The sequence below is a fragment of the Neobacillus sp. DHD-1R genome (assembly GCF_057747995.1).
Window position 1 is genome coordinate 2,204,126 of sequence record NZ_CM173232.1, and the last position, 17,544, is coordinate 2,221,669.

Consider the following 17,544-nt stretch of genomic DNA (forward strand, 5'->3'; position numbering starts at 1 on the left):
AGTAAAAACTGCCTAGGGATATCCCAAAAGGCAGTTTCATCCTTAAATATTTACGTTAGCTGTCTTCCGGTGATCCTGCTTAATCGGCAGGTATATTTGAACCGAGGTTCCTTGGTTTTTTTGACTGTCAAATCGAATCGTGCCCTTGTGGGTTTGAATAATGTTAAAGCTAACAGTTAAGCCTAGGCCAGTTCCTTTTTCCTTCGAAGAGTAAAAAGGTTCACCAATTTTTTCTAATCGTTCCTTTGAAATCCCACAGCCATTGTCTTTAACAGTAATCAGGGCCTCATTGTCTAATACCTTTAAACTGATTGCTACCATTCCACCTTTTTCAGAAGCCTCGATGGCATTTTTAATGATATTTATAAATACTTGTTTAAGCTGGTTTGGCTCGCATTCAATGTAGATGTTTTCTTCAGGAAAAAATGAATTTATCTGAACATTATAATAAATAGCTTCTGTATTTAATAACGAAATGACATCATTTAAGAGATTTTGAAGAGCCGCCTTAGAAAATTTAAGATGCTGGGGCTTGGCTAAAAGTAACAGTTCACCAACAATGTGGTTAATACGATCTAATTCATCAAGCATGATTCGATAATAATATTGATGTTTTTGGTCATCCATTTGGAGAAGCTGGACAAACCCTTTTAATGATGTTAAAGGATTTCGAATTTCATGTGCAATACTTGCAGATAATTCGCCAACAACAGAAAGTTTTTCTGTTCTTCGTAACCGTTCCTCCGTCTTCCGGAGGGTGGTCACATCTTTTCCATAACCAATGACTCCGGCAATCTTTCCATTGATGATAATCGGAAGGGAAGTGCATTGCAGGGTTATGAAATTTCCGGTTACATTTGCGATGTTGATTTCGTACATAACTGGTTTTCCTTCTTCTACAACCGAAGAGAAAAAACGTAATAAAAATCTTTTATACCTTTTCGGTAATAAAGTTTTAATGTTTTTTCCAATCATTTCTGTCCGATTAAAACCTGTAATGACATCAAATTGGGAATTTAGATTTGTTATTTTACCTTCTAGATCCAATATATAAACGATATCAGGACTATATTCAAATAAAGATTTATATTGTTGCTGGCTTTCAGCAAGTTGCTTGGCCATTTCTTTTTTTTCAGTAATGTCACGGCCAATAATCACTAACCCTTTTCTGCTGCCATCAGGATTGAATAAAGGAACTTTAATGGTATCAAACGTTTTAAATGAACCATTTGGAATAGGAAGGACTTCTTCTATCCGAGTTATTTCTTTATTTTCCCATGTCTGCTCATCTGAAACTTCACAGTACCTAAGAGCATCAGCGTAAAAATCAGAAAAGTTGGCTAATTCAGAGTCCTTTTTTCCACGATAATCGACATGTTCCAGCTGAAACAATTTCAAACCAAAATCATTCGCTTCAATCCATCTACCGTCACCATCTTTAAAATTCACAAAGTCAACCATCGAATTAATCAGGGTTGACAGCCGTTTTTTGTCATCTATAGACACATTTAGCTCTTCTTGTTTAGCAATAAAAAAATAAATGAATCCCCCTGTAACGAGAATATAAAAAATCTCTTTTGACCTTTCGATCATCGGAATAAAGGGAGTTGGTACGAACTGGTGAATGAGATAGTTAGATCCATAAATCCAAATAATACTGCTGATGAAATAAAGGAAGACTAGCTTTTTTTTATCCATGTAAATCTCCAGTCTTTTAGGAAACGAGGTATCCAAAAGTAATAAAAACAGTTTTCTTCCTATTTATAATACAAGAAAAATAATATTTTTGGAATCATATAAGGCTGATTTCCTATTTATTACAATTGATTATTGGTGAATCCTAGGATTTCATTGCGAACTCTTTGACCATCTCAACTGTTACTATCTTACGAGTAGGGATGATACCTTGTCTTGCAAGAGCATTTATTTGACTGGTAACAGCGTTAATTTTATCCGTCGTAAACGCTTTTCCTTCTTTGCAAAGTGTTATGGCTTCTTCTATATAAAATTCTCGTTGTTGATCAAGAAAAAGAAAATCATTTATTTTTTTGTTTTGTTTATTTACATGTTCAGTTATTTCTTTATGGACGCTCATGTGTTCCACTCCATTCATTTTATGTATTTGATTTTTCATTGTGGTGAGGGGCTATCCTACCCTTTTTCCAAGAATTAGTAAATCTCGTTCAACCCCATCTAATTCTGCAACTTTCGGTAGGTGAGCCCACTTCTCAAAACCAAAGCTTTGGAATAATTTCAAACTTGGTTCATTATGGCCAAAAATAAAGCCGAGCAACGTCTTGATTTTAAGTTTAGGACAGGCATCGATTGCTTTTTGAATAAGGTATTTACCTAGTCTTTTTCCGCGAAAATCATCATGTATATAAATACTGATTTCAGCAGTGGCATTATAGGCAGGTCTGCCATAAAACGATTGAAAGCTAACCCATCCGCAGATCCTGTCATTCATTTCGACAACCCATAATGGGCGAAAAGTAGGAGAATGATCATCAAACCACTGCATCCGACTTTCGACTGTGACAGGCTCTAAATCTGCTGTCACCATTCTGCCAGGAATCGTGGAATTGTATATATCTATAATGAACGGCATGTCCTTTATTTCTGCATCTCTAATTATCACAGCTTCAAACATATTTGTAGTCCACTCCAGTTATGTAATGTCATTAGAATTTATGATATCGTTTCAAGTAGATATTTTCAATATAAAGTTAAATCTGAAAAAGAAAAGTGCAAGCGCCTGTTTAGCGCTGAAGCTAGACAATTCTCAATGTCATTACTTATAAATTCTTACTTAATAAAGAAAGACCCTTCCTCGACATTTGGATCGAGAAAAGAGTCTTTCTTTTCATGGATGTAATTTTTCTTTACATCCATTTTCGTTTCTTATGCCAGGACTCCTACCAGCGATGGGCCTTGGCATTGCTCCTTAAGATGATCTTGTCTTGCGACAGTCGAGTCTGCCCGTTTACCTGTGCTTTTTGATGCTTCGGGCTCGTAAAAGTGTGATGAAAAAGCTCTGAGTGTGGATCTAATTGTTCTCTGTAGCTCATCAACAATCACCTCATCATAGGATTTGAAACGACGATATTCGGTTTGAATATCACCTTTATCATTTGTAAAAAGTATAGAAAATAGTCATTACTTATCATAAAAGACGCTTGAAAAAAGTTGGAATCGTTTAATCTAAAAGATGAAACCGCTTCGAAAATAGTAATAAAAAGTTCACATGAATGTTCACGTAAGTGATGTAAAATGAATACATAAATTACTTTGTGAGACAATTCACGTTAGTAAAATAACATCTTGTTGACACAAAAAAAGAGGCGAAAAACAAATGGCTCATTTATCTTTAAGTGCACTGCTCATCCGATTCCTTTTGGGAGGTTTGGCTGTTGTTGCTTGTACCATTGTATCTAAAAAATTAGGTGATAAAGCAGGCGGAATATTTGCAGCATTTCCTGCCGTATATCTTGCAGCATTACTTACAATTGGACTCGATTTTCATGGTGGACAACTCATTTCTCATTCAATCATGCTATCAAGAGGAGCCATTTTTGGAATGGCCATTAATATACTAGTTGCCCTAATTGCAGGCTATCTTCTTCCAAAGTTCGGCTGGAAACGAGGGATCCTGCATGCAATGGCATGTTGGCTTACTGTCTCGATAATCGTTGTATTTATTACATCCTATTAAATGAAAAAAGGTGACAACATGAATAAACAAGATTTATTTGTTCGTTTTCTACTTGGCGGTGCAGCAGTTTCCATCAGTTATCTTATTACCGTCATTTCTCCATGGAAGATTCTTGCCGGTATATTTGCTGCTTTCCCGGCTGTTATGCTGACAGCAGTTATTATGGTGGGCATAGCCTCCGGAACGAAAAAAGCAACTAATATTGCGAGAGGTTCTGTTTATGGAATGATGGGCGGAATTATATGTGTGATCGCTGTTCTTTTTTCTTTGCAAACAACTGACAATTGGATTTTTAGTATTGCAATAGGATTAATTTCATGGCTAGTAAGTTCAATTACCATCTCCACTATAAAAGAGCGCATCGCTAGAAAAGCGATTCGTCACATATAATCATCCAAAATGAGGCTGTCTCAATCAAAGGGTCTGGCCCCTTTGTTTAGGGACAACCTCATTTTTAATAGGGAAAATAATAAACATAAGCTTGTATTATCTGAAATTTCGGAATAAAATAAAACTAACATACCAACCGGTAGGTATTTTTTAACTTACGCTTGCATATTTTTAAAAAAGGTAAATTGTAAGCGCTATCTAGAATAGAGTATTGTTTATTTTAAAATCAGGAGGAATAGAAATGACAGGTAGATTTGCTGGGAGAGTTGCATTTGTAACAGGTGGAAGCCGTGGAATTGGAAAAGGGATTGTTGAACTTTTTGCGCAAGAAGGGGCAAAGGTAGCTTTCATTGATTTAAATGAAGAGACATTAAATGAAACTACATGCGAACTAAGAGAAAAAGGCTATGATGTTTATGCGAAGGCCGCCAATGTGGTTGATGCAGAGCAGGTAGAAAGTGCGGTTAAGGAAGTTTATGAGGCATTTGGATCGGTTGATGTGCTTGTTAATAATGCAGGTGTGATCCGCGATAACCTCTTATTCAAAATGACCGATTCAGATTGGCAGACGGTGATGGATGTACATCTAAAAGGCTCGTTTAATACCGCTCGTGCTGTCCAAAAATATATGGTCGAACAAAAATATGGCCGAATTATCAATATTTCCTCTACGTCAGCACTGGGAAATCGCGGTCAGGCCAATTATGCAGCGGCAAAAGCTGGCTTACAAGGATTTACGAAAACACTAGCCATTGAGTTGGGGAAATATGGAATCACCGCAAACTCCGTAGCCCCGGGCTTTATTGAAACAGAAATGACCAAAGAAACAGCAGCCAGAATCGGTGTTCCATTTGAGCAATTAATTCAAGCAAGTGTGGCCGCTATTCCAGTCGGAAGAAGCGGGAAGCCTGCTGATATCGCCAATGCTGTTGCCTTCTTTGCAGATGAGAAATCATCGTTTGTGAATGGGCAAGTCATTTATGTTGCGGGCGGACCAAAATGTTAATAAATGAGGTGAAGTTAATTGTTTAAAGATCAAATCGGCAAACAATCGAATAAGGTGAAGAATGCTGTTGAAAGAGGCGCTGTCAAGAAATTTGCGGAAGCCATTGATGACCTTCACCCCATCTATTTTGATGAAGACACGGCCTGGCTTTCCAGATACAAAACAAATATTGCTCCACCAACTTTTCCGAGGATTTTTGATTATGGTGTGTTTGAGGGATTGAACCTGCCGTCTAAAGGGCTGATACATGGGGAACAAACCTTTCATTATGAACGGCCATTATTGGTCGGTGAAGAGGTGTACTGCTATTCAAAAGTTAAGAATTACTTTGAGAAAAAAGGAAACTTCGGGGAAATGGGATTCCTTGTTCTTGAAAGCTTTGGCGAGGATGAGGCAGGCAAACTCATTTTCAGTTCAACCTCAACGATCGTCATCTCGGAAGCGGTAAGGAAGGAGTTGGTAAAGTGAGTACACTAACACAATTACAAGTTGGTGAATCTTTATCAGAAGTTCAACTCGAGCCCGTCTCTAGAATGGACCTCATTAAATACTCTGGTGCATCAGGAGATTTTAACCCGATTCATACAATCGATGAAGAAGCGAAAAAAGCTGGTTTACCTGGGATTATCGCCCACGGTATGTGGACAATGGGCAATTTGGCAAAGCTTTTCACAGAATATTATCAAGAAGGTTTTGTACAGGATTACTCCATTCGCTTTAAAGGCATGGTGTTTTTAAATGATCTAGTAACGCTTAAAGCGACATTAAAAGAAAAACAGGATCACAATTTGTACTTTAGTGTCCAAGCGGTTAACCAACAAGGAAGCGAAGTTTTGAAGGGAGAGGTCGTCTTTCACCAATATTAATGCCATGAATGGCTCTATCCTTTTTGAACTTTAATAGGGGGTATTCGGATGCATGTAAAACAGTTATTTGATTTAACCGGCAAAGTTGCGATTGTAACAGGCGGAGGCAGGGGGCTTGGCCAGCAAATTGCCGAAGGATTTGCTGAGGCAAGAGCCAATGTAGTGGTTTGTTCAAGAAAACTTGAAGCGTGTGAAGAAGTAAGCGAAGGGTTAAAAAAGCTTGGGGTTGAAAGCTTTGCCCTTAAATGTGATGTTTCCAATCCCGAGGACGTAAGAAACGTCGTCGAACGGACTGTTAAAAAATTTGGCCGGATTGACATTCTTGTTAACAACAGCGGTGTCTCTTGGGGAGCTCCAGTGGAGGAGATGCCGCTAGAGGCTTGGCAAAAGGTCATGAATGTAAATGTAACAGGTACATTTTTAATGTCCCAAGCGGTTGGAAGAGTCATGCTCGAACAAAAGTCTGGAAAAATCATTAATATTGCCTCGGTTGCCGGCTTACAGGGCAGCAATCCTAACTATATGAATGCGATTGGCTATAACACTAGTAAGGGCGCTGTTATTACTTTTACAAAAGATTTAGCTGTGAAATGGGGACCACAGGGAATTTACGTGAATGCGATAGCCCCAGGATTCTTCCCAACAAAAATGTCAAAAGGCGTGCTGGATCATGGTGGAGAGGCCATTCTTGAAGAAACGCCATTGCGGAAATTTGGCTCAGACACCGATATTAAAGGTGTAGCGTTATTTTTAGCATCGCCTGCTTCAGATTTTGTGACTGGAGATATTGTCGTGGTTGACGGCGGTGCACATGCGATGTGATTTTTTTGAGAAAATGGAGCTAACTAGTGGTTAAGGTGATTCAATTTTCGGATGGAGTGAGTTAATTTGCGGATAAACCGCTTTGACTTGCGGATGAAGTGAGCTAACTAGCGGATAACTCACTCCAACTTGCGAAGACTAATATTATCATTCCATTTATTATTGGGGTTATGGGTTATGATCCTTTGTTTTGTTGCACTTTTTAAGTGAAAAATTTGCTGTTTAAAATGGATCTTAAATATTTTTTTTGAATCCTTTAACAGAATCATATATAATTTTCGTTAGGGTCATACTCAGGCAGTTGAGGCTGTCCTACATAATTTCAAACGATTGGGAGTAGTCAAATGGAAAAAGTACTTATTTTTGGTCATAAAAATCCTGACACCGATACGATCTGTTCTGCGATTGCGTATGCAGATTTGAAAACACAATTAGGCATAGATGTGGAGCCAGTTCGCTTAGGACAAATTAATGGTGAAACACAATTCGCGCTAAACCAATTTCATGCTGAGACTCCACGCTTAGTGGAAGCAGTAGCCGCTGAAGTTAATTCTGTTATTCTTGTTGACCATAACGAGCGCCAACAAAGTGCCAATGATATCGCTGATGTTCGCGTCCTCGAGGTTATTGACCACCACCGGATTGCTAATTTTGAAACAAGCGATCCATTATATTACCGCTGCGAGCCTGTTGGCTGCACAGCAACCATTCTTAATAAAATGTATAAAGAAAACGGCAAAGAAATTAAGAAAGAAATTGCTGGTCTAATGCTATCTGCAATTATTTCTGATTCTTTATTATTCAAATCACCAACGTGTACACCTGAAGACGTTGCCGCTGCACGTGAACTAGCTGAAATTGCTGGTGTGGATGCAGAAAGCTATGGTTTGGAAATGCTTAAAGCAGGTGCAGATGTTCGTGATAAAACCATTGATGAACTTCTAAGCCTTGATGCTAAAGGATTTGAAATGGGCTCAAGTAAAGTAGAGATTGCACAAGTCAATGTAGTTGACACGGCTGATGTGCTTGAAAGACAAGCTGAATTAGAAGCAGCTATTTCGAATATTATTGCAGAAAAGAACCTAGATTTATTCTTATTTGTTGTAACGGATATTTTAACAAATGATTCAGTTGGTTTAGCTCTAGGAAGCAAAAAGGCTGCGGTCGAAGAAGCGTACAATGTTACCCTTTCTAATAACACAGCAACCTTAAAGGGCGTTGTTTCCCGCAAAAAACAAATCGTTCCAATCTTAACAGATATTTTTAATAAAGGTATTTAATAAAGAAACCGTTCATGCTAATGTGCATGGACGGTTTTCAGTTTAGTTACCACCTACTCTAATTGCTTTTGATTTTCTTCTTTTTTCTGATTCATCATGAAAAAGGTTAATGGTTGATCGGAACCGGTCATCAATTTATAGACATAGGAGGAGGTCAATTTATATCCATCGTCTATTCTGGCAGCTAGATAATTGGTCCGTTCAAAAAGAATGGAGCGAATGTGATTCATTTGACGGGCTACTTTGTCTAGTAATGCTTCCTGATGGTCAAGACGCTTTAACACTCCATCTTGAAACTCCTCTTGTTTGGACAATTTCTCAGCTGCCTCTTTTTGCATGTTAAGCTGTTCATTCATTTGCACTGAAAGCTGATGATTCGACTCATCGGTCTGCTCCCATTTGCTTGCAATACCCTGATAGGATTTATTTAATTGACTGACCTGATTGATTAATGATTGTTTGATCAATGCTTCTTTTTCTAAAAGGGCCTCTAAATGTGCATTTTTCTCATAAATGATTTGTAATTTTTGTACCATTTGGTTATCAAAGTCTTTTTTTTGTTCAGTACTATTTTTCAAATCATAAAGCTGATGGTCTACATGTTTCCAATGATTATTTTGGGCTTTCTCCTGGTGTTCATAGCGCAATTGAAGCTCATGAAATGCTTGTTTAAGGGCTAGATTGGCTTTTTGCTGTTCATTCATTAGGTCAGTTAGGAAATCATGCCGTGAAAATATTTGATTTGGTTCATTCAGTTTCTCATTATTCTTAAAAACATTCGGATGCTGATTGTTATTGATAAATAATCCCATATCACACACCGCCTTTGTTAATTTTTACTTGTAATAGTTTATGCTTCAAAACAAAACAGGGGACATGAATGGGCTAGGGATCATTTGAAAAAGCTTGTAAAAGAACGGGACTATAAACATTATTAAAATAAGCAAAAAACGCTTGGTACATGCCAAGCGTTTTGAGGGGATTGAATAATTGATTTAAACTAGCTGTGGAGTTTTCAAGATGAACTTTTCTACGACCTTTGCCACTCCGTCATTCATATTCGTATCGGTCACATAGTCCGACTTTTCTTTAATATCTTCAGGTGCATTGCCCATCGCCACACCAAGGCCAGCAAACTCAATCATCGCTAAGTCGTTATAGCTATCTCCCATGGCAATGACTTCCTCACGCTTAATGCCAAGTTGTCCAATTAAATGATGAAGGCTTGTTCCTTTTGTTACACCTTCCTCGGTAAACTCCAAAAAGAACGGTTTAGAGCGCGTGACACTTAGTTTACCAGCTAACTCTTGTTGAAGCCTTTTTTCTATATTGGCAAGTTTTTCAGGGGCTTCAAGCATTAACACTTTGACCACTGGATCTGTCACATAATCTACAAAGCTATCAACTTCAACAATTTCCAGTCCAGTTATCTCTCTTTCAATATTGGTGTATTGGTTTCCTGCTTCGGTTACAATTAGGTCTCCCACATACGTATGAATCCAAACATCTTCACGTTGACTTAATTCGTATAAATAGTGAACCGTCTTTGGTGATAAGGTGCTGCTAAAAAGCTCTTCACCTGTTTGGCAATTTGTAATTTTTGCCCCATTAAAAGAAAGGATAAAGCTTCCGTATTCCTTTAAACGAAGCTCTTCAGCAATGTCTATCATTGCAGATGTTGGGCGCCCAGATGCTAAAACTACTTTTACTCCCATTTCCTGAGCCTCCATTAAGGCCTGCTTCGTGCGGGGAGAAATCGTATGGTCGTCTTGCAATAACGTATCATCTAAATCTAATACAATCATTTTATAAGTCATTCTTGATGATTCCTTTCTTTACAAATATTCTTACCTCATCTTACTATAACTCTAGGAAAAAAACTTATAACAATTGAATCCAATTATAGATTGCATCAAAAAAATATTGTGAATTGCAATAATGAAGGTGAGCAATTATGTGCATCGGTGTCTTTTATCAATCAATAGAGTAACATTAGATATTTGTTTCATAATGATAAACCCTGTTGCACTATAGTGGGGAATATAGCGAAAAAATTCAAAAGGGGAAGAGAAAATTTAGATTTTATGAATTTTTTATATTCACATTCCGGAAATAATGTTTTTATTTTTGAATCGAGAGAGCGTTGAACAACAAGGTGGGCAAGGAACCTTGTTGTTTTTAAATAGGTTGGAGTTAAGTTGCAAAAAAAAAATGGTTGTTTCATATAGAGAAACGAACGTGTTGTTAATGAAATCCGTAAGCGTTACCATAAAATTAAGAAAATACCAAAAATAATTACTTTCTAGGAGGAATTTTGACATGCAAGTAGAAACAAGAATAAGAGCCATTAATTGTTTACATTTTATCAACGGACAATTTGTTGAGTCACAAAACAAAAAAACATTTGATAATATTAACCCTGCCACAGAAGACGTGTTAGGAACAGTAGCTGAAGGTGGAAAAGAAGAGGTTGACTACGCGGTGACGGCAGCACGAAGAGCCTTAAATGGTAGATGGAAGACTACTTCTGTTGTGGAACGTTCAAAAATTCTTCGCCGCATTGGTGATTTGATTTTGGAAAGGCAAGAGGAACTTGCCCACTTAGAATCATTGGACACAGGAAAACCTTTTTCTTTAGCTAATAGTGTGGACGTTCCTCGTGCCGCCTTTAACTTCCACTTTTTCGCTGATTATATCACTTCAGTTGGAACCGATGCGAATATGCAAGATGATATCGCGCTTCATTATACTTTTCGACGTCCTGTAGGAGTAGTCGGAATCATCAAGCCTTGGAACTTGCCGTTGTTATTATTGACTTGGAAATTAGCTCCATGTTTAGCGATGGGGAATACGGCAGTGATCAAACCAGCTGAATGGACACCAATGACAGCTACAGTATTGATGGAAATTTGTAAAGAAGCGGGAGTTCCGGATGGAGTCGTCAATCTTGTTCACGGCTTTGGACCAAATTCCGCGGGAGGCGCCATTTCGGAGCACCCAGATATTGATGCGATTTCCTTTATTGGAGAACCAGGAACGGGGACAGCTATTATGAAGGCTGCAGCTGATTCCTTGAAGAAGCTCTCCTTTGAATTGGGTGGAAAAAATCCTAATATTATCTTCGCAGACTCGAATTTAGATGAGGTAATCGAAACTACGATTAAATCTAGTTTTGTTAATCAGGGTGAGGTTTGCCTTTGTGGCTCACGTATTTATGTCGAACGTCCCGCATATGAAGAATTTTTAACTAAATTTGCAGAGAAAGTAAAAACGTTAAAAGTAGGCCATCCACTAAATGCCGATACAAATGTGGGCGCCTTAATCAGCAAGGAACATTATGACCGAGTCAAAAGTTATATTGAGATCGCTCAGCAAGACGGGGCAACCATCCTCACAGGCGGCAAACGACCAGAAGGTTATGAAAAGGGCTATTATCTAGAGCCTACTATTATTACAGGATTAGATAGGAATTCTCGTTGTGTCCGTGAGGAAATCTTTGGACCTGTCGTTACTGTTATGCCGTTTGATATGGAAGAAGAAGTCATTATGCAAGCTAACGATACCCATTACGGTTTAAGTGCAACCATCTGGACAAACGATTTGAAACGTGCCCATCGTGTTGCACATCAAATTGAGGCAGGGATTATCTGGGTAAATACTTGGTTCTTACGTGATTTACGTACACCATTTGGAGGAATGAAGCAGAGCGGAATTGGTAGAACGGGTGGGATGCATAGTATTGATTTTTACTCTGAACTTTCTAATATCACGATTAAACTATAAGAAGGGAAGTAAGAACTTTGACGAATAAGGTAAAACAATATGCAGAACAATTAGCGGAAGCAGAGAATACGAAAATGGGAATAGCCCCTTTAACATCAGTAGATCCAGAGCTTTCCGTTGAAGAAGCTTATTATATACAATTAGAAAATATTAATAAGAAAATTGACCAAGGCCAGAAAATCGTCGGAAAAAAGATTGGCTTAACCTCCCTAGCGATGCAAAATCTCCTCGGGGTCGATGAACCGGATTATGGGCATTTACTTGACAGTATGGTGGTTGAAAATGGCGGTCATATTTCGATTGAGTCGGTTCTTCAACCAAAAGTCGAGGCGGAGATTGCCTTTATTTTAAAAAAGGATTTAAGGGGACCGAATGTGACCGCCCTTGATGTCCTCCAAGCAACGGAGTATGTTGTTCCTGCACTTGAAATCGTTGATAGTCGAATCAAGGACTGGAAGATCAAGCTACAGGACACGGTTGCGGATAATGGGTCTTCTTGTTTATACGTGCTTGGTGGAAAACCAACTAGAATAGAAGATATTGATCTTGAATTAATTGGGATGGTATTAACGAAAAACGGAGAACTTGTCAATACGGGCGTGGGGGCGGCAGCGCTAGGAAATCCGGCCACATGTGTTGCCTGGTTAGCCAATAAACTATCAGAGTTTGATATTTCACTTTGTGCCGGAGAAGTCATTCTCTCAGGTGCATTGTCTGCGGCAGAAGTAGCACAAAAGGGAGATTCGTTTACGGCAAGATTTGCCCATATCGGTCAAGTAAGTGTTCACTTTTAAACTATGAAAAAATGAGGGGAACAAGTTGAGTCAATTAAAAGAAATAGCTAATTATTTAGTTGCAGCCGAAGTAGAAAAACGCGAAGTTGTAAAAGTAACGGCAAATTTGAAACCTGATTTGACAGTAAATGAGGCTTATCAGGTACAAGAAGAAATCGTCCAAATGAAGTTAGGTGAAGGAAGAAGAATCGTTGGACCGAAAATGGGTCTAACAAGTCATGCAAAAATGAAACAAATGGGGATCGATGAACCCATTTATGGATATGTATTTGATTATATGCTCATCGAAAATGGCGGAAAGCTGCCATTACATCAAATGATTCATCCAAAAGTCGAAGCGGAAATTGCGTTTGTTATTGGTGAAGATATCGAGGGTCCTGGCGTGACTGGTGCACAGGTACTAGCAAAAACGGAATATGTTCTTCCGGCATTAGAAATCATTGATAGCCGTTATGAAAACTTTAATTTTACTTTACCCGATGTGATTGCAGATAATGCTTCTACATCTAGAGTTGTCTTTGGAACAACTTTAAAGAAACCAGCGCAATTTGAACTAGACTTACTTGGTTCCACCCTGTCCATTAATGGTGAAATAAAGGAATTAGGAGCAGGGGCTGCAGTCCTTGGCCATCCTGCCAACTCCGTTGCCATGCTGGCGAATATGCTTGCTCGAAAAGGCGAAAAGGTTAAAAAAGGGGATGTCATTTTAACAGGCGGAATTACGAGTGCGGTAATGTTAAAATATGGTGATATGGTCAGCGGGAAATTTGACGGATTAGGTGAAGTGACCTTCACTGTAATAGATTAAAAAGAAAAGAGAGGAAGAGGGATTCTAATGCCAATCATAAACGTACAAATGATGGAAGGAAGGCCGCCGGAGAAAGTGGCAGAAGTAATCCACAATATTACGACTACAGTTTCCGAAACCTTAAATGCACCAAAAGAGAGTATTAGAGTGATTGTTACAGAAATTCCGAAGACCCATTGGGGAATTGCAGGTATCCCAGCTTCAGAGAGATAAGTAGAATAGACTGGAGCGTGATCGTGATAAATAATGATCATGCTCCAATTGAGTAGATTTTAATACGAAGTAAAAGGAAGGTTCAGGGCAAATATTTAAGATAGAATCCCGTTTATATTTTCTTAAAATTCTTTATTGTAAGCGTTTTCTATTCGTGAGATAAATTTCAGGAGGGTGTTATGACAATCGAGTTTAGTATATTAGCCCCGCATGTTCCTAGCATTTGTCATGAGGACCAAGTGCCAGAATTTCAAAAAGATATGGCCTCGGCAATGAAAGAAGTGGCAAAACAGATTAAAGGGGTAAATGCGGATGTAATTGTGTTAGTTTCCTGTCACTGGCCGTCTACGTTTTTCCATTATGTTGACTGTACCCCAGTTCATAAAGGGGTCTTAACAGCATTTGAAGCTCCTGACTTAATTAAGGATGTGTCTTACCATTATCCTGGAGATGAACAGTTGGCCAATCAATTAGTGAAGGCAGGTCAAGCGGCAGGTCTCCAAGTTCAAGCGGTAAATGATCCCTATTACTTATGGGATTATGGAAGTGTAGTTCCATTACGATATTTAAATCCAAACGAAGCAATTCCCGTTATTAATTTATCAGTCACGTTGGCTGCCAGTTTGGAAGAAACGTTTAAATGGGGGCAGGAAATAAGGAAGGTTTTACAAGAAACTGAGAAAAAGGTTGTATTTGTTTCAAGTGGTGCCTTGTCCCATAATTTAGTTCGGGGACGCCATAATAAGCCCACTGTTACGGAGCATGCTATGGATAAACAATTTATAGAATTTGTAATGAACAAAAATTATCAAGAGGCATATAACATGCTGCCTGAATATGCAAGATTTGCAAGAGTAGAATCCGGTGGTCGTCATCTTGCCATGTTGCTCAGTCTGATTGAGGAGGGTTCTGAGCCTATTTATTATGCAGATGGCCAATCTTCCGGAAGCTGGAACGCACTGATTACATTTGGAAAAAAGGAGAATGCAAGTGTAGAGGCAAGGACTGACAGTGAATATGTTAAATAAATAGAGAGCTGTAGGAAAAATACAATTGTAACTTCCTACAGCTCTCATTTTTTTTCTAATAATCGTTCCAATTAAGCCTTTTCCGTATATAGTCACTTTACTTCAAGTGCCTGGTAGTTTAATCTGTCAGATACCTTTTCTAATAGAAATATGTAATACTTGGAGATGTAAAATGAGCTAACTAGATGATGAAAGAATGGGAGGTATTCTAAAAATGAATAGATGCAGCTGGGTAAACCAAGACCCATTATATATCGATTATCATGACCATGAATGGGGGGTGCCCGTTTATGATGACCGGTTGCTGTTCGAATATTTAAATCTGGAAGGTGCACAAGCAGGGCTAAGCTGGTATACGATATTAAAAAAGCGAGAAAATTATCGAAAAGCCTTCGACAACTTTGATGCTAAAAAAATAATCCGGTATGATGATAAAAAAATCGATGAGCTTTTACATAACGAAGGAATTGTCCGTAACAAGCTGAAAATTAATGCTGTTATGACAAATGCAGCGGCGTACTTAAAAGTTGTAGAGGAATTTGGTTCTTTCCACACATACATCTGGTCATTTGTGAATGGTAAACCGATACACAATCATTTCAAAGAAATGAAAGATGTCCCGGCTACAACAGAAATTAGTGATCAATTAAGTAAGGATTTAAAGAAACGAGGCTTTAAATTTGTTGGATCGACCATTTGCTATGCATTTATGCAAGCAGTTGGCATGGTGAATGACCATATTGTGACATGTGAATGTTATCAACAGTAGTTTTCTCATGAAAAAGGAAAGCCCACCACATTTTGTGATGGGCTTTCCTGCTTAAAAAATCAAATAATTACTTCGTAGGGTTTTCAATCATGAAGTCAGAAGCTGGTATAGGAATAATCTTGCCACCTATTTGGACGTGAACGGTATCGTTGAAAATGGCTTTCACAATTCCTTTTAACGAAATAGTTGAATTTACAGAGATTTTTTTTGAATCAGTTTGATTGGCCAAGTTATTCAACACCTTCCAAATTATTGTAATACATATATAGTATAGAAAAGGAACAATCGTGATAAAGATACTATAAATTATTCGCATAAAAGATTTAAAATCCTGCTTAGGAGATTGTACTTTTATGAAAAAAGTTGGTCATGTTATAGTCATTCATTTTGCAAGGGGTGTTAAACTATGTCATGAACTACAACATGAACCTGGGTTCAAGTATTACATAATCAGAGATGTCTGTCAATAAAAAGATGAACTATGGTTCAAATTATAAAATCGTGTTATGATTGTAACGAGGTGATCATATGCCAGAACGCGAAGATAAACTTGTTGGTGAATTTCCATTTGTGCCTAAACAGGAACGAGCTCAACAAAAAAGAAATGCTCTGATTCAAAGCGGCTATGTTTTATTTAATACAAAAGGCTACGAACATACAACCGCTAAGGAAATTGCCTCCCATGCAGGGGTAGCGACAGGAACGTTTTATCGCTATTTTTCCGATAAACGGCAGCTATTAATGTCTTTATTAGAGGATAAAATAGAGAACTTTCTGCCACCTGAACCCAGTTGGGTTTCTAATGACCCGGAATCGTTAATGGCAACGCTTTTAGAAAACCATTATAATCGGCTAAATGAGATGGGACTTTATCGGGTACTGCCTGAGCTGCTCTCGAAGGACTCAGAACTTGCGGAGGTATTGGATGATGCAAGAAAGAAGATCCATGCGAGAATACTTTCTAGTCTAAAACAAGCTTGTGAGCAAGAGCTAACATGGATGGATCTTGATTTAGATACGGTTTCTTGGGCAATCATGGTTTTATTGGAGAAGGGAATGGATAAAGAACTTGATTGCAGGATTAAAGCAGATTATCATGAATTGGCTAAGGTGATTTGTCGAATGGTTTTTCCGCCGGCAGCCTTAATAAAATTACGAAATAATGAAAATAAAAACATCGATTAAAGTGTACACAATACAATACAATACAACGAAAATTAATATCTTAAAAGATGAGTAAAATTATATTCATGAATACAATCCCATAGAACCTATAAAAAAGAGGAAACTTAGCAGGCAGTGATCTCTTTTATCGGTCTATTTTTGAAACCATCTTGAAAAAATAGTAATAGGATACCACACAAATAACGCGGGTTCGACTGATCATTATACATTTCAAGGAAAGTGGTGAACATCATGAAAGTAAAAGAATTTATGGTGAAAGATGTTATTTCAGTAAGCCCAGAAAGTTCCGTTAAAGAGGTAATGGCGACGTTTGTTGAAAAGAAAATAGGCGGCGTGCCCATTATAAAAAAAGATGGGACTTTATGTGGAATTGTAACTGATGGTGATATACTACGGGCAATCAAACCGATTGATCGCCGCATTCACGATTATTTCAGCTTTATCACGTATGTGGCTGTTGAAGCTATGGACATACACTTACGTGAAATTATTGAGACAGAGATTGGTAAGATTGCCAAAACACACGGAATCGTAACAGTTCAACCTGAGGACGAAATGACCACAGTCATAAATCTTTTATCTAAACATCACTTTAAGAAACTACCTGTCATTGATGAAAAGAAACATGTTGTAGGAGTCATCAGTCGCGGTGATGTCATTCGCAATATCCAGCAAAAGATCGTGGAAAGCGTTCAATAAGAACAATACTTAAAAGAAAGACCATCACATTTTTTCATTGTGATGGCTTTTTTTTTAATATAAAAATTTATAAGTTGTGGCTTCGAGAATTGTCCAGCTCCAGCGCCCTAGCGGCTAGTGTCCTTCGCTCTCCGCCCTACGATAAGTCAACATCGAATCGCCTCCGGCTCTTCGTGTTTCCTTTATCTC

At 38.2% G+C, this 17,544-nt stretch carries 22 protein-coding genes; 15 read left to right on the plus strand and 7 right to left on the minus strand.

All coding sequences use genetic code 11. The features are described 5' to 3' along the window. Positions 1-42 precede the first annotated feature (42 nt). The 4 genes from AC3ANL_RS10590 to AC3ANL_RS10605 form a co-directional block, all read right to left on the minus strand. Positions 43-1,698, minus strand: coding sequence for a PAS domain-containing sensor histidine kinase (locus AC3ANL_RS10590; RefSeq protein WP_488329169.1), 1,656 nt, complete (start codon positions 1,696-1,698; stop codon positions 43-45). Positions 1,699-1,840: 142 nt separating this feature from the next. Further along, positions 1,841-2,095 carry a YpbS family protein gene (locus AC3ANL_RS10595; protein ID WP_488329170.1) on the minus strand — a complete coding sequence of 85 codons (255 nt, stop codon included), beginning with the start codon at positions 2,093-2,095 and terminating at the stop codon, positions 1,841-1,843. 51 nt (positions 2,096-2,146) lie between these two features. Continuing rightward, positions 2,147-2,650, minus strand: a complete 504-nt coding sequence (locus AC3ANL_RS10600; RefSeq protein ID WP_488329171.1) for a GNAT family N-acetyltransferase — start codon at positions 2,648-2,650, stop codon at positions 2,147-2,149. A gap of 265 nt (positions 2,651-2,915) precedes the next feature. Beyond that, entirely contained in the window at positions 2,916-3,068 is a 153-nt protein-coding gene (locus AC3ANL_RS10605) for a YpzG family protein (RefSeq protein WP_488329172.1), read from the minus strand. Positions 3,069-3,352: 284 nt separating this feature from the next. Here AC3ANL_RS10605 and AC3ANL_RS10610 point away from each other — a divergent pair, with 284 nt between their 5' ends. The 7 genes from AC3ANL_RS10610 (at position 3,353) to AC3ANL_RS10640 (ending at position 8,076) form a co-directional block, all read left to right on the plus strand. Continuing rightward, positions 3,353-3,712: a DUF3147 family protein gene (locus AC3ANL_RS10610; protein WP_488329173.1), complete on the plus strand. Its 360-nt coding sequence runs from the start codon at positions 3,353-3,355 to the stop codon at positions 3,710-3,712. A gap of 18 nt (positions 3,713-3,730) precedes the next feature. Then, entirely contained in the window at positions 3,731-4,102 is a 372-nt protein-coding gene (locus tag AC3ANL_RS10615; protein WP_488329174.1) for a DUF3147 family protein, read from the plus strand. Between the two features lie 241 nt (positions 4,103-4,343). Continuing rightward, positions 4,344-5,108 carry a beta-ketoacyl-ACP reductase gene (locus AC3ANL_RS10620; protein WP_488329175.1) on the plus strand — a complete coding sequence of 255 codons (765 nt, stop codon included), beginning with the start codon at positions 4,344-4,346 and terminating at the stop codon, positions 5,106-5,108. Positions 5,109-5,126: 18 nt separating this feature from the next. Continuing rightward, on the plus strand, positions 5,127-5,576 hold the full coding sequence (locus tag AC3ANL_RS10625) for a MaoC family dehydratase N-terminal domain-containing protein (RefSeq protein ID WP_488329176.1): 450 nt from the start codon (positions 5,127-5,129) through the stop codon (positions 5,574-5,576). Next, on the plus strand, positions 5,573-5,974 hold the full coding sequence (locus tag AC3ANL_RS10630; RefSeq protein ID WP_488329177.1) for a MaoC/PaaZ C-terminal domain-containing protein: 402 nt from the start codon (positions 5,573-5,575) through the stop codon (positions 5,972-5,974). Before AC3ANL_RS10625 ends, AC3ANL_RS10630 begins: the two co-directional genes overlap by 4 nt. 48 nt (positions 5,975-6,022) lie before the next feature. Next, positions 6,023-6,796 (plus strand): SDR family oxidoreductase, encoded by a 774-nt coding sequence (locus AC3ANL_RS10635; RefSeq protein WP_488329178.1) that lies wholly within the window; start codon positions 6,023-6,025, stop codon positions 6,794-6,796. 344 nt (positions 6,797-7,140) lie between these two features. Further along, the gene (locus tag AC3ANL_RS10640; RefSeq protein WP_488329179.1) at positions 7,141-8,076 is read left to right on the plus strand and encodes a manganese-dependent inorganic pyrophosphatase; all 936 of its coding nucleotides are present in this window, start codon (positions 7,141-7,143) and stop codon (positions 8,074-8,076) included. A gap of 53 nt (positions 8,077-8,129) precedes the next feature. Here the strand turns inward: AC3ANL_RS10640 and AC3ANL_RS10645 are convergent, their stop codons facing one another. Further along, a complete protein-coding gene (locus AC3ANL_RS10645; RefSeq protein WP_488329180.1) occupies positions 8,130-8,888 on the minus strand; it encodes a hypothetical protein in 759 nt (252 codons plus the stop codon). Positions 8,889-9,071: 183 nt separating this feature from the next. Further along, entirely contained in the window at positions 9,072-9,893 is an 822-nt protein-coding gene (locus AC3ANL_RS10650; RefSeq protein WP_488329181.1) for a Cof-type HAD-IIB family hydrolase, read from the minus strand. 502 nt (positions 9,894-10,395) lie between these two features. Here AC3ANL_RS10650 and AC3ANL_RS10655 point away from each other — a divergent pair. From AC3ANL_RS10655 to AC3ANL_RS10680, 6 genes are all read left to right on the plus strand, one after another. Next, positions 10,396-11,859: an aldehyde dehydrogenase gene (locus AC3ANL_RS10655; protein ID WP_488329182.1), complete on the plus strand. Its 1,464-nt coding sequence runs from the start codon at positions 10,396-10,398 to the stop codon at positions 11,857-11,859. 74 nt (positions 11,860-11,933) lie between these two features. Next, complete coding sequence (locus AC3ANL_RS10660; protein ID WP_488329703.1) at positions 11,934-12,653, plus strand: 2-keto-4-pentenoate hydratase; 720 nt, start codon at positions 11,934-11,936, stop codon at positions 12,651-12,653. A 25-nt stretch (positions 12,654-12,678) separates the two neighbouring features. Beyond that, the gene (locus tag AC3ANL_RS10665; RefSeq protein WP_488329183.1) at positions 12,679-13,461 is read left to right on the plus strand and encodes a 2-keto-4-pentenoate hydratase; all 783 of its coding nucleotides are present in this window, start codon (positions 12,679-12,681) and stop codon (positions 13,459-13,461) included. Between the two features lie 27 nt (positions 13,462-13,488). Beyond that, positions 13,489-13,674, plus strand: a complete 186-nt coding sequence (locus AC3ANL_RS10670; protein ID WP_488329184.1) for a 4-oxalocrotonate tautomerase — start codon at positions 13,489-13,491, stop codon at positions 13,672-13,674. 179 nt (positions 13,675-13,853) lie between these two features. Then, complete coding sequence (locus tag AC3ANL_RS10675; protein ID WP_488329185.1) at positions 13,854-14,702, plus strand: DODA-type extradiol aromatic ring-opening family dioxygenase; 849 nt, start codon at positions 13,854-13,856, stop codon at positions 14,700-14,702. A gap of 214 nt (positions 14,703-14,916) precedes the next feature. Next, positions 14,917-15,471: a DNA-3-methyladenine glycosylase I gene (locus tag AC3ANL_RS10680; protein WP_488329186.1), complete on the plus strand. Its 555-nt coding sequence runs from the start codon at positions 14,917-14,919 to the stop codon at positions 15,469-15,471. 67 nt (positions 15,472-15,538) lie between these two features. On the opposite strand, the gene AC3ANL_RS10685 is transcribed toward AC3ANL_RS10680, so the two are convergent. Next, complete coding sequence (locus AC3ANL_RS10685; RefSeq protein ID WP_488329187.1) at positions 15,539-15,700, minus strand: hypothetical protein; 162 nt, start codon at positions 15,698-15,700, stop codon at positions 15,539-15,541. 299 nt (positions 15,701-15,999) lie between these two features. On the opposite strand from AC3ANL_RS10685, the gene AC3ANL_RS10690 reads away from it, so the two are divergent. After that, positions 16,000-16,656 (plus strand): TetR/AcrR family transcriptional regulator, encoded by a 657-nt coding sequence (locus tag AC3ANL_RS10690; RefSeq protein ID WP_488329188.1) that lies wholly within the window; start codon positions 16,000-16,002, stop codon positions 16,654-16,656. 231 nt (positions 16,657-16,887) lie between these two features. Beyond that, a complete protein-coding gene (locus AC3ANL_RS10695) occupies positions 16,888-17,355 on the plus strand; it encodes a CBS domain-containing protein (protein WP_488329189.1) in 468 nt (155 codons plus the stop codon). Positions 17,356-17,544: the final 189 nt, after the last annotated feature.

What these genes read in the sequence shown, in the direction of transcription:
- AC3ANL_RS10590 (WP_488329169.1), bottom strand. Translation starts at nt 1,698, where the DNA reads ATGGATAAAAAAAAGCTAGTCTTCCTTTATTTCATCAGCAGTATTATT.
- AC3ANL_RS10595 (WP_488329170.1), bottom strand. Translation starts at nt 2,095, where the DNA reads ATGAGCGTCCATAAAGAAATAACTGAACATGTAAATAAACAAAACAAA.
- AC3ANL_RS10600 (WP_488329171.1), bottom strand. Translation starts at nt 2,650, where the DNA reads ATGTTTGAAGCTGTGATAATTAGAGATGCAGAAATAAAGGACATGCCG.
- AC3ANL_RS10605 (WP_488329172.1), bottom strand. Translation starts at nt 3,068, where the DNA reads ATGAGCTACAGAGAACAATTAGATCCACACTCAGAGCTTTTTCATCAC.
- AC3ANL_RS10610 (WP_488329173.1), top strand. Translation starts at nt 3,353, where the DNA reads ATGGCTCATTTATCTTTAAGTGCACTGCTCATCCGATTCCTTTTGGGA.
- AC3ANL_RS10615 (WP_488329174.1), top strand. Translation starts at nt 3,731, where the DNA reads ATGAATAAACAAGATTTATTTGTTCGTTTTCTACTTGGCGGTGCAGCA.
- AC3ANL_RS10620 (WP_488329175.1), top strand. Translation starts at nt 4,344, where the DNA reads ATGACAGGTAGATTTGCTGGGAGAGTTGCATTTGTAACAGGTGGAAGC.
- AC3ANL_RS10635 (WP_488329178.1), top strand. Translation starts at nt 6,023, where the DNA reads ATGCATGTAAAACAGTTATTTGATTTAACCGGCAAAGTTGCGATTGTA.
- AC3ANL_RS10640 (WP_488329179.1), top strand. Translation starts at nt 7,141, where the DNA reads ATGGAAAAAGTACTTATTTTTGGTCATAAAAATCCTGACACCGATACG.
- AC3ANL_RS10645 (WP_488329180.1), bottom strand. Translation starts at nt 8,888, where the DNA reads ATGGGATTATTTATCAATAACAATCAGCATCCGAATGTTTTTAAGAAT.
- AC3ANL_RS10650 (WP_488329181.1), bottom strand. Translation starts at nt 9,893, where the DNA reads ATGACTTATAAAATGATTGTATTAGATTTAGATGATACGTTATTGCAA.
- AC3ANL_RS10655 (WP_488329182.1), top strand. Translation starts at nt 10,396, where the DNA reads ATGCAAGTAGAAACAAGAATAAGAGCCATTAATTGTTTACATTTTATC.
- AC3ANL_RS10660 (WP_488329703.1), top strand. Translation starts at nt 11,934, where the DNA reads ATGGGAATAGCCCCTTTAACATCAGTAGATCCAGAGCTTTCCGTTGAA.
- AC3ANL_RS10670 (WP_488329184.1), top strand. Translation starts at nt 13,489, where the DNA reads ATGCCAATCATAAACGTACAAATGATGGAAGGAAGGCCGCCGGAGAAA.
- AC3ANL_RS10675 (WP_488329185.1), top strand. Translation starts at nt 13,854, where the DNA reads ATGACAATCGAGTTTAGTATATTAGCCCCGCATGTTCCTAGCATTTGT.
- AC3ANL_RS10680 (WP_488329186.1), top strand. Translation starts at nt 14,917, where the DNA reads ATGAATAGATGCAGCTGGGTAAACCAAGACCCATTATATATCGATTAT.
- AC3ANL_RS10690 (WP_488329188.1), top strand. Translation starts at nt 16,000, where the DNA reads ATGCCAGAACGCGAAGATAAACTTGTTGGTGAATTTCCATTTGTGCCT.
- AC3ANL_RS10695 (WP_488329189.1), top strand. Translation starts at nt 16,888, where the DNA reads ATGAAAGTAAAAGAATTTATGGTGAAAGATGTTATTTCAGTAAGCCCA.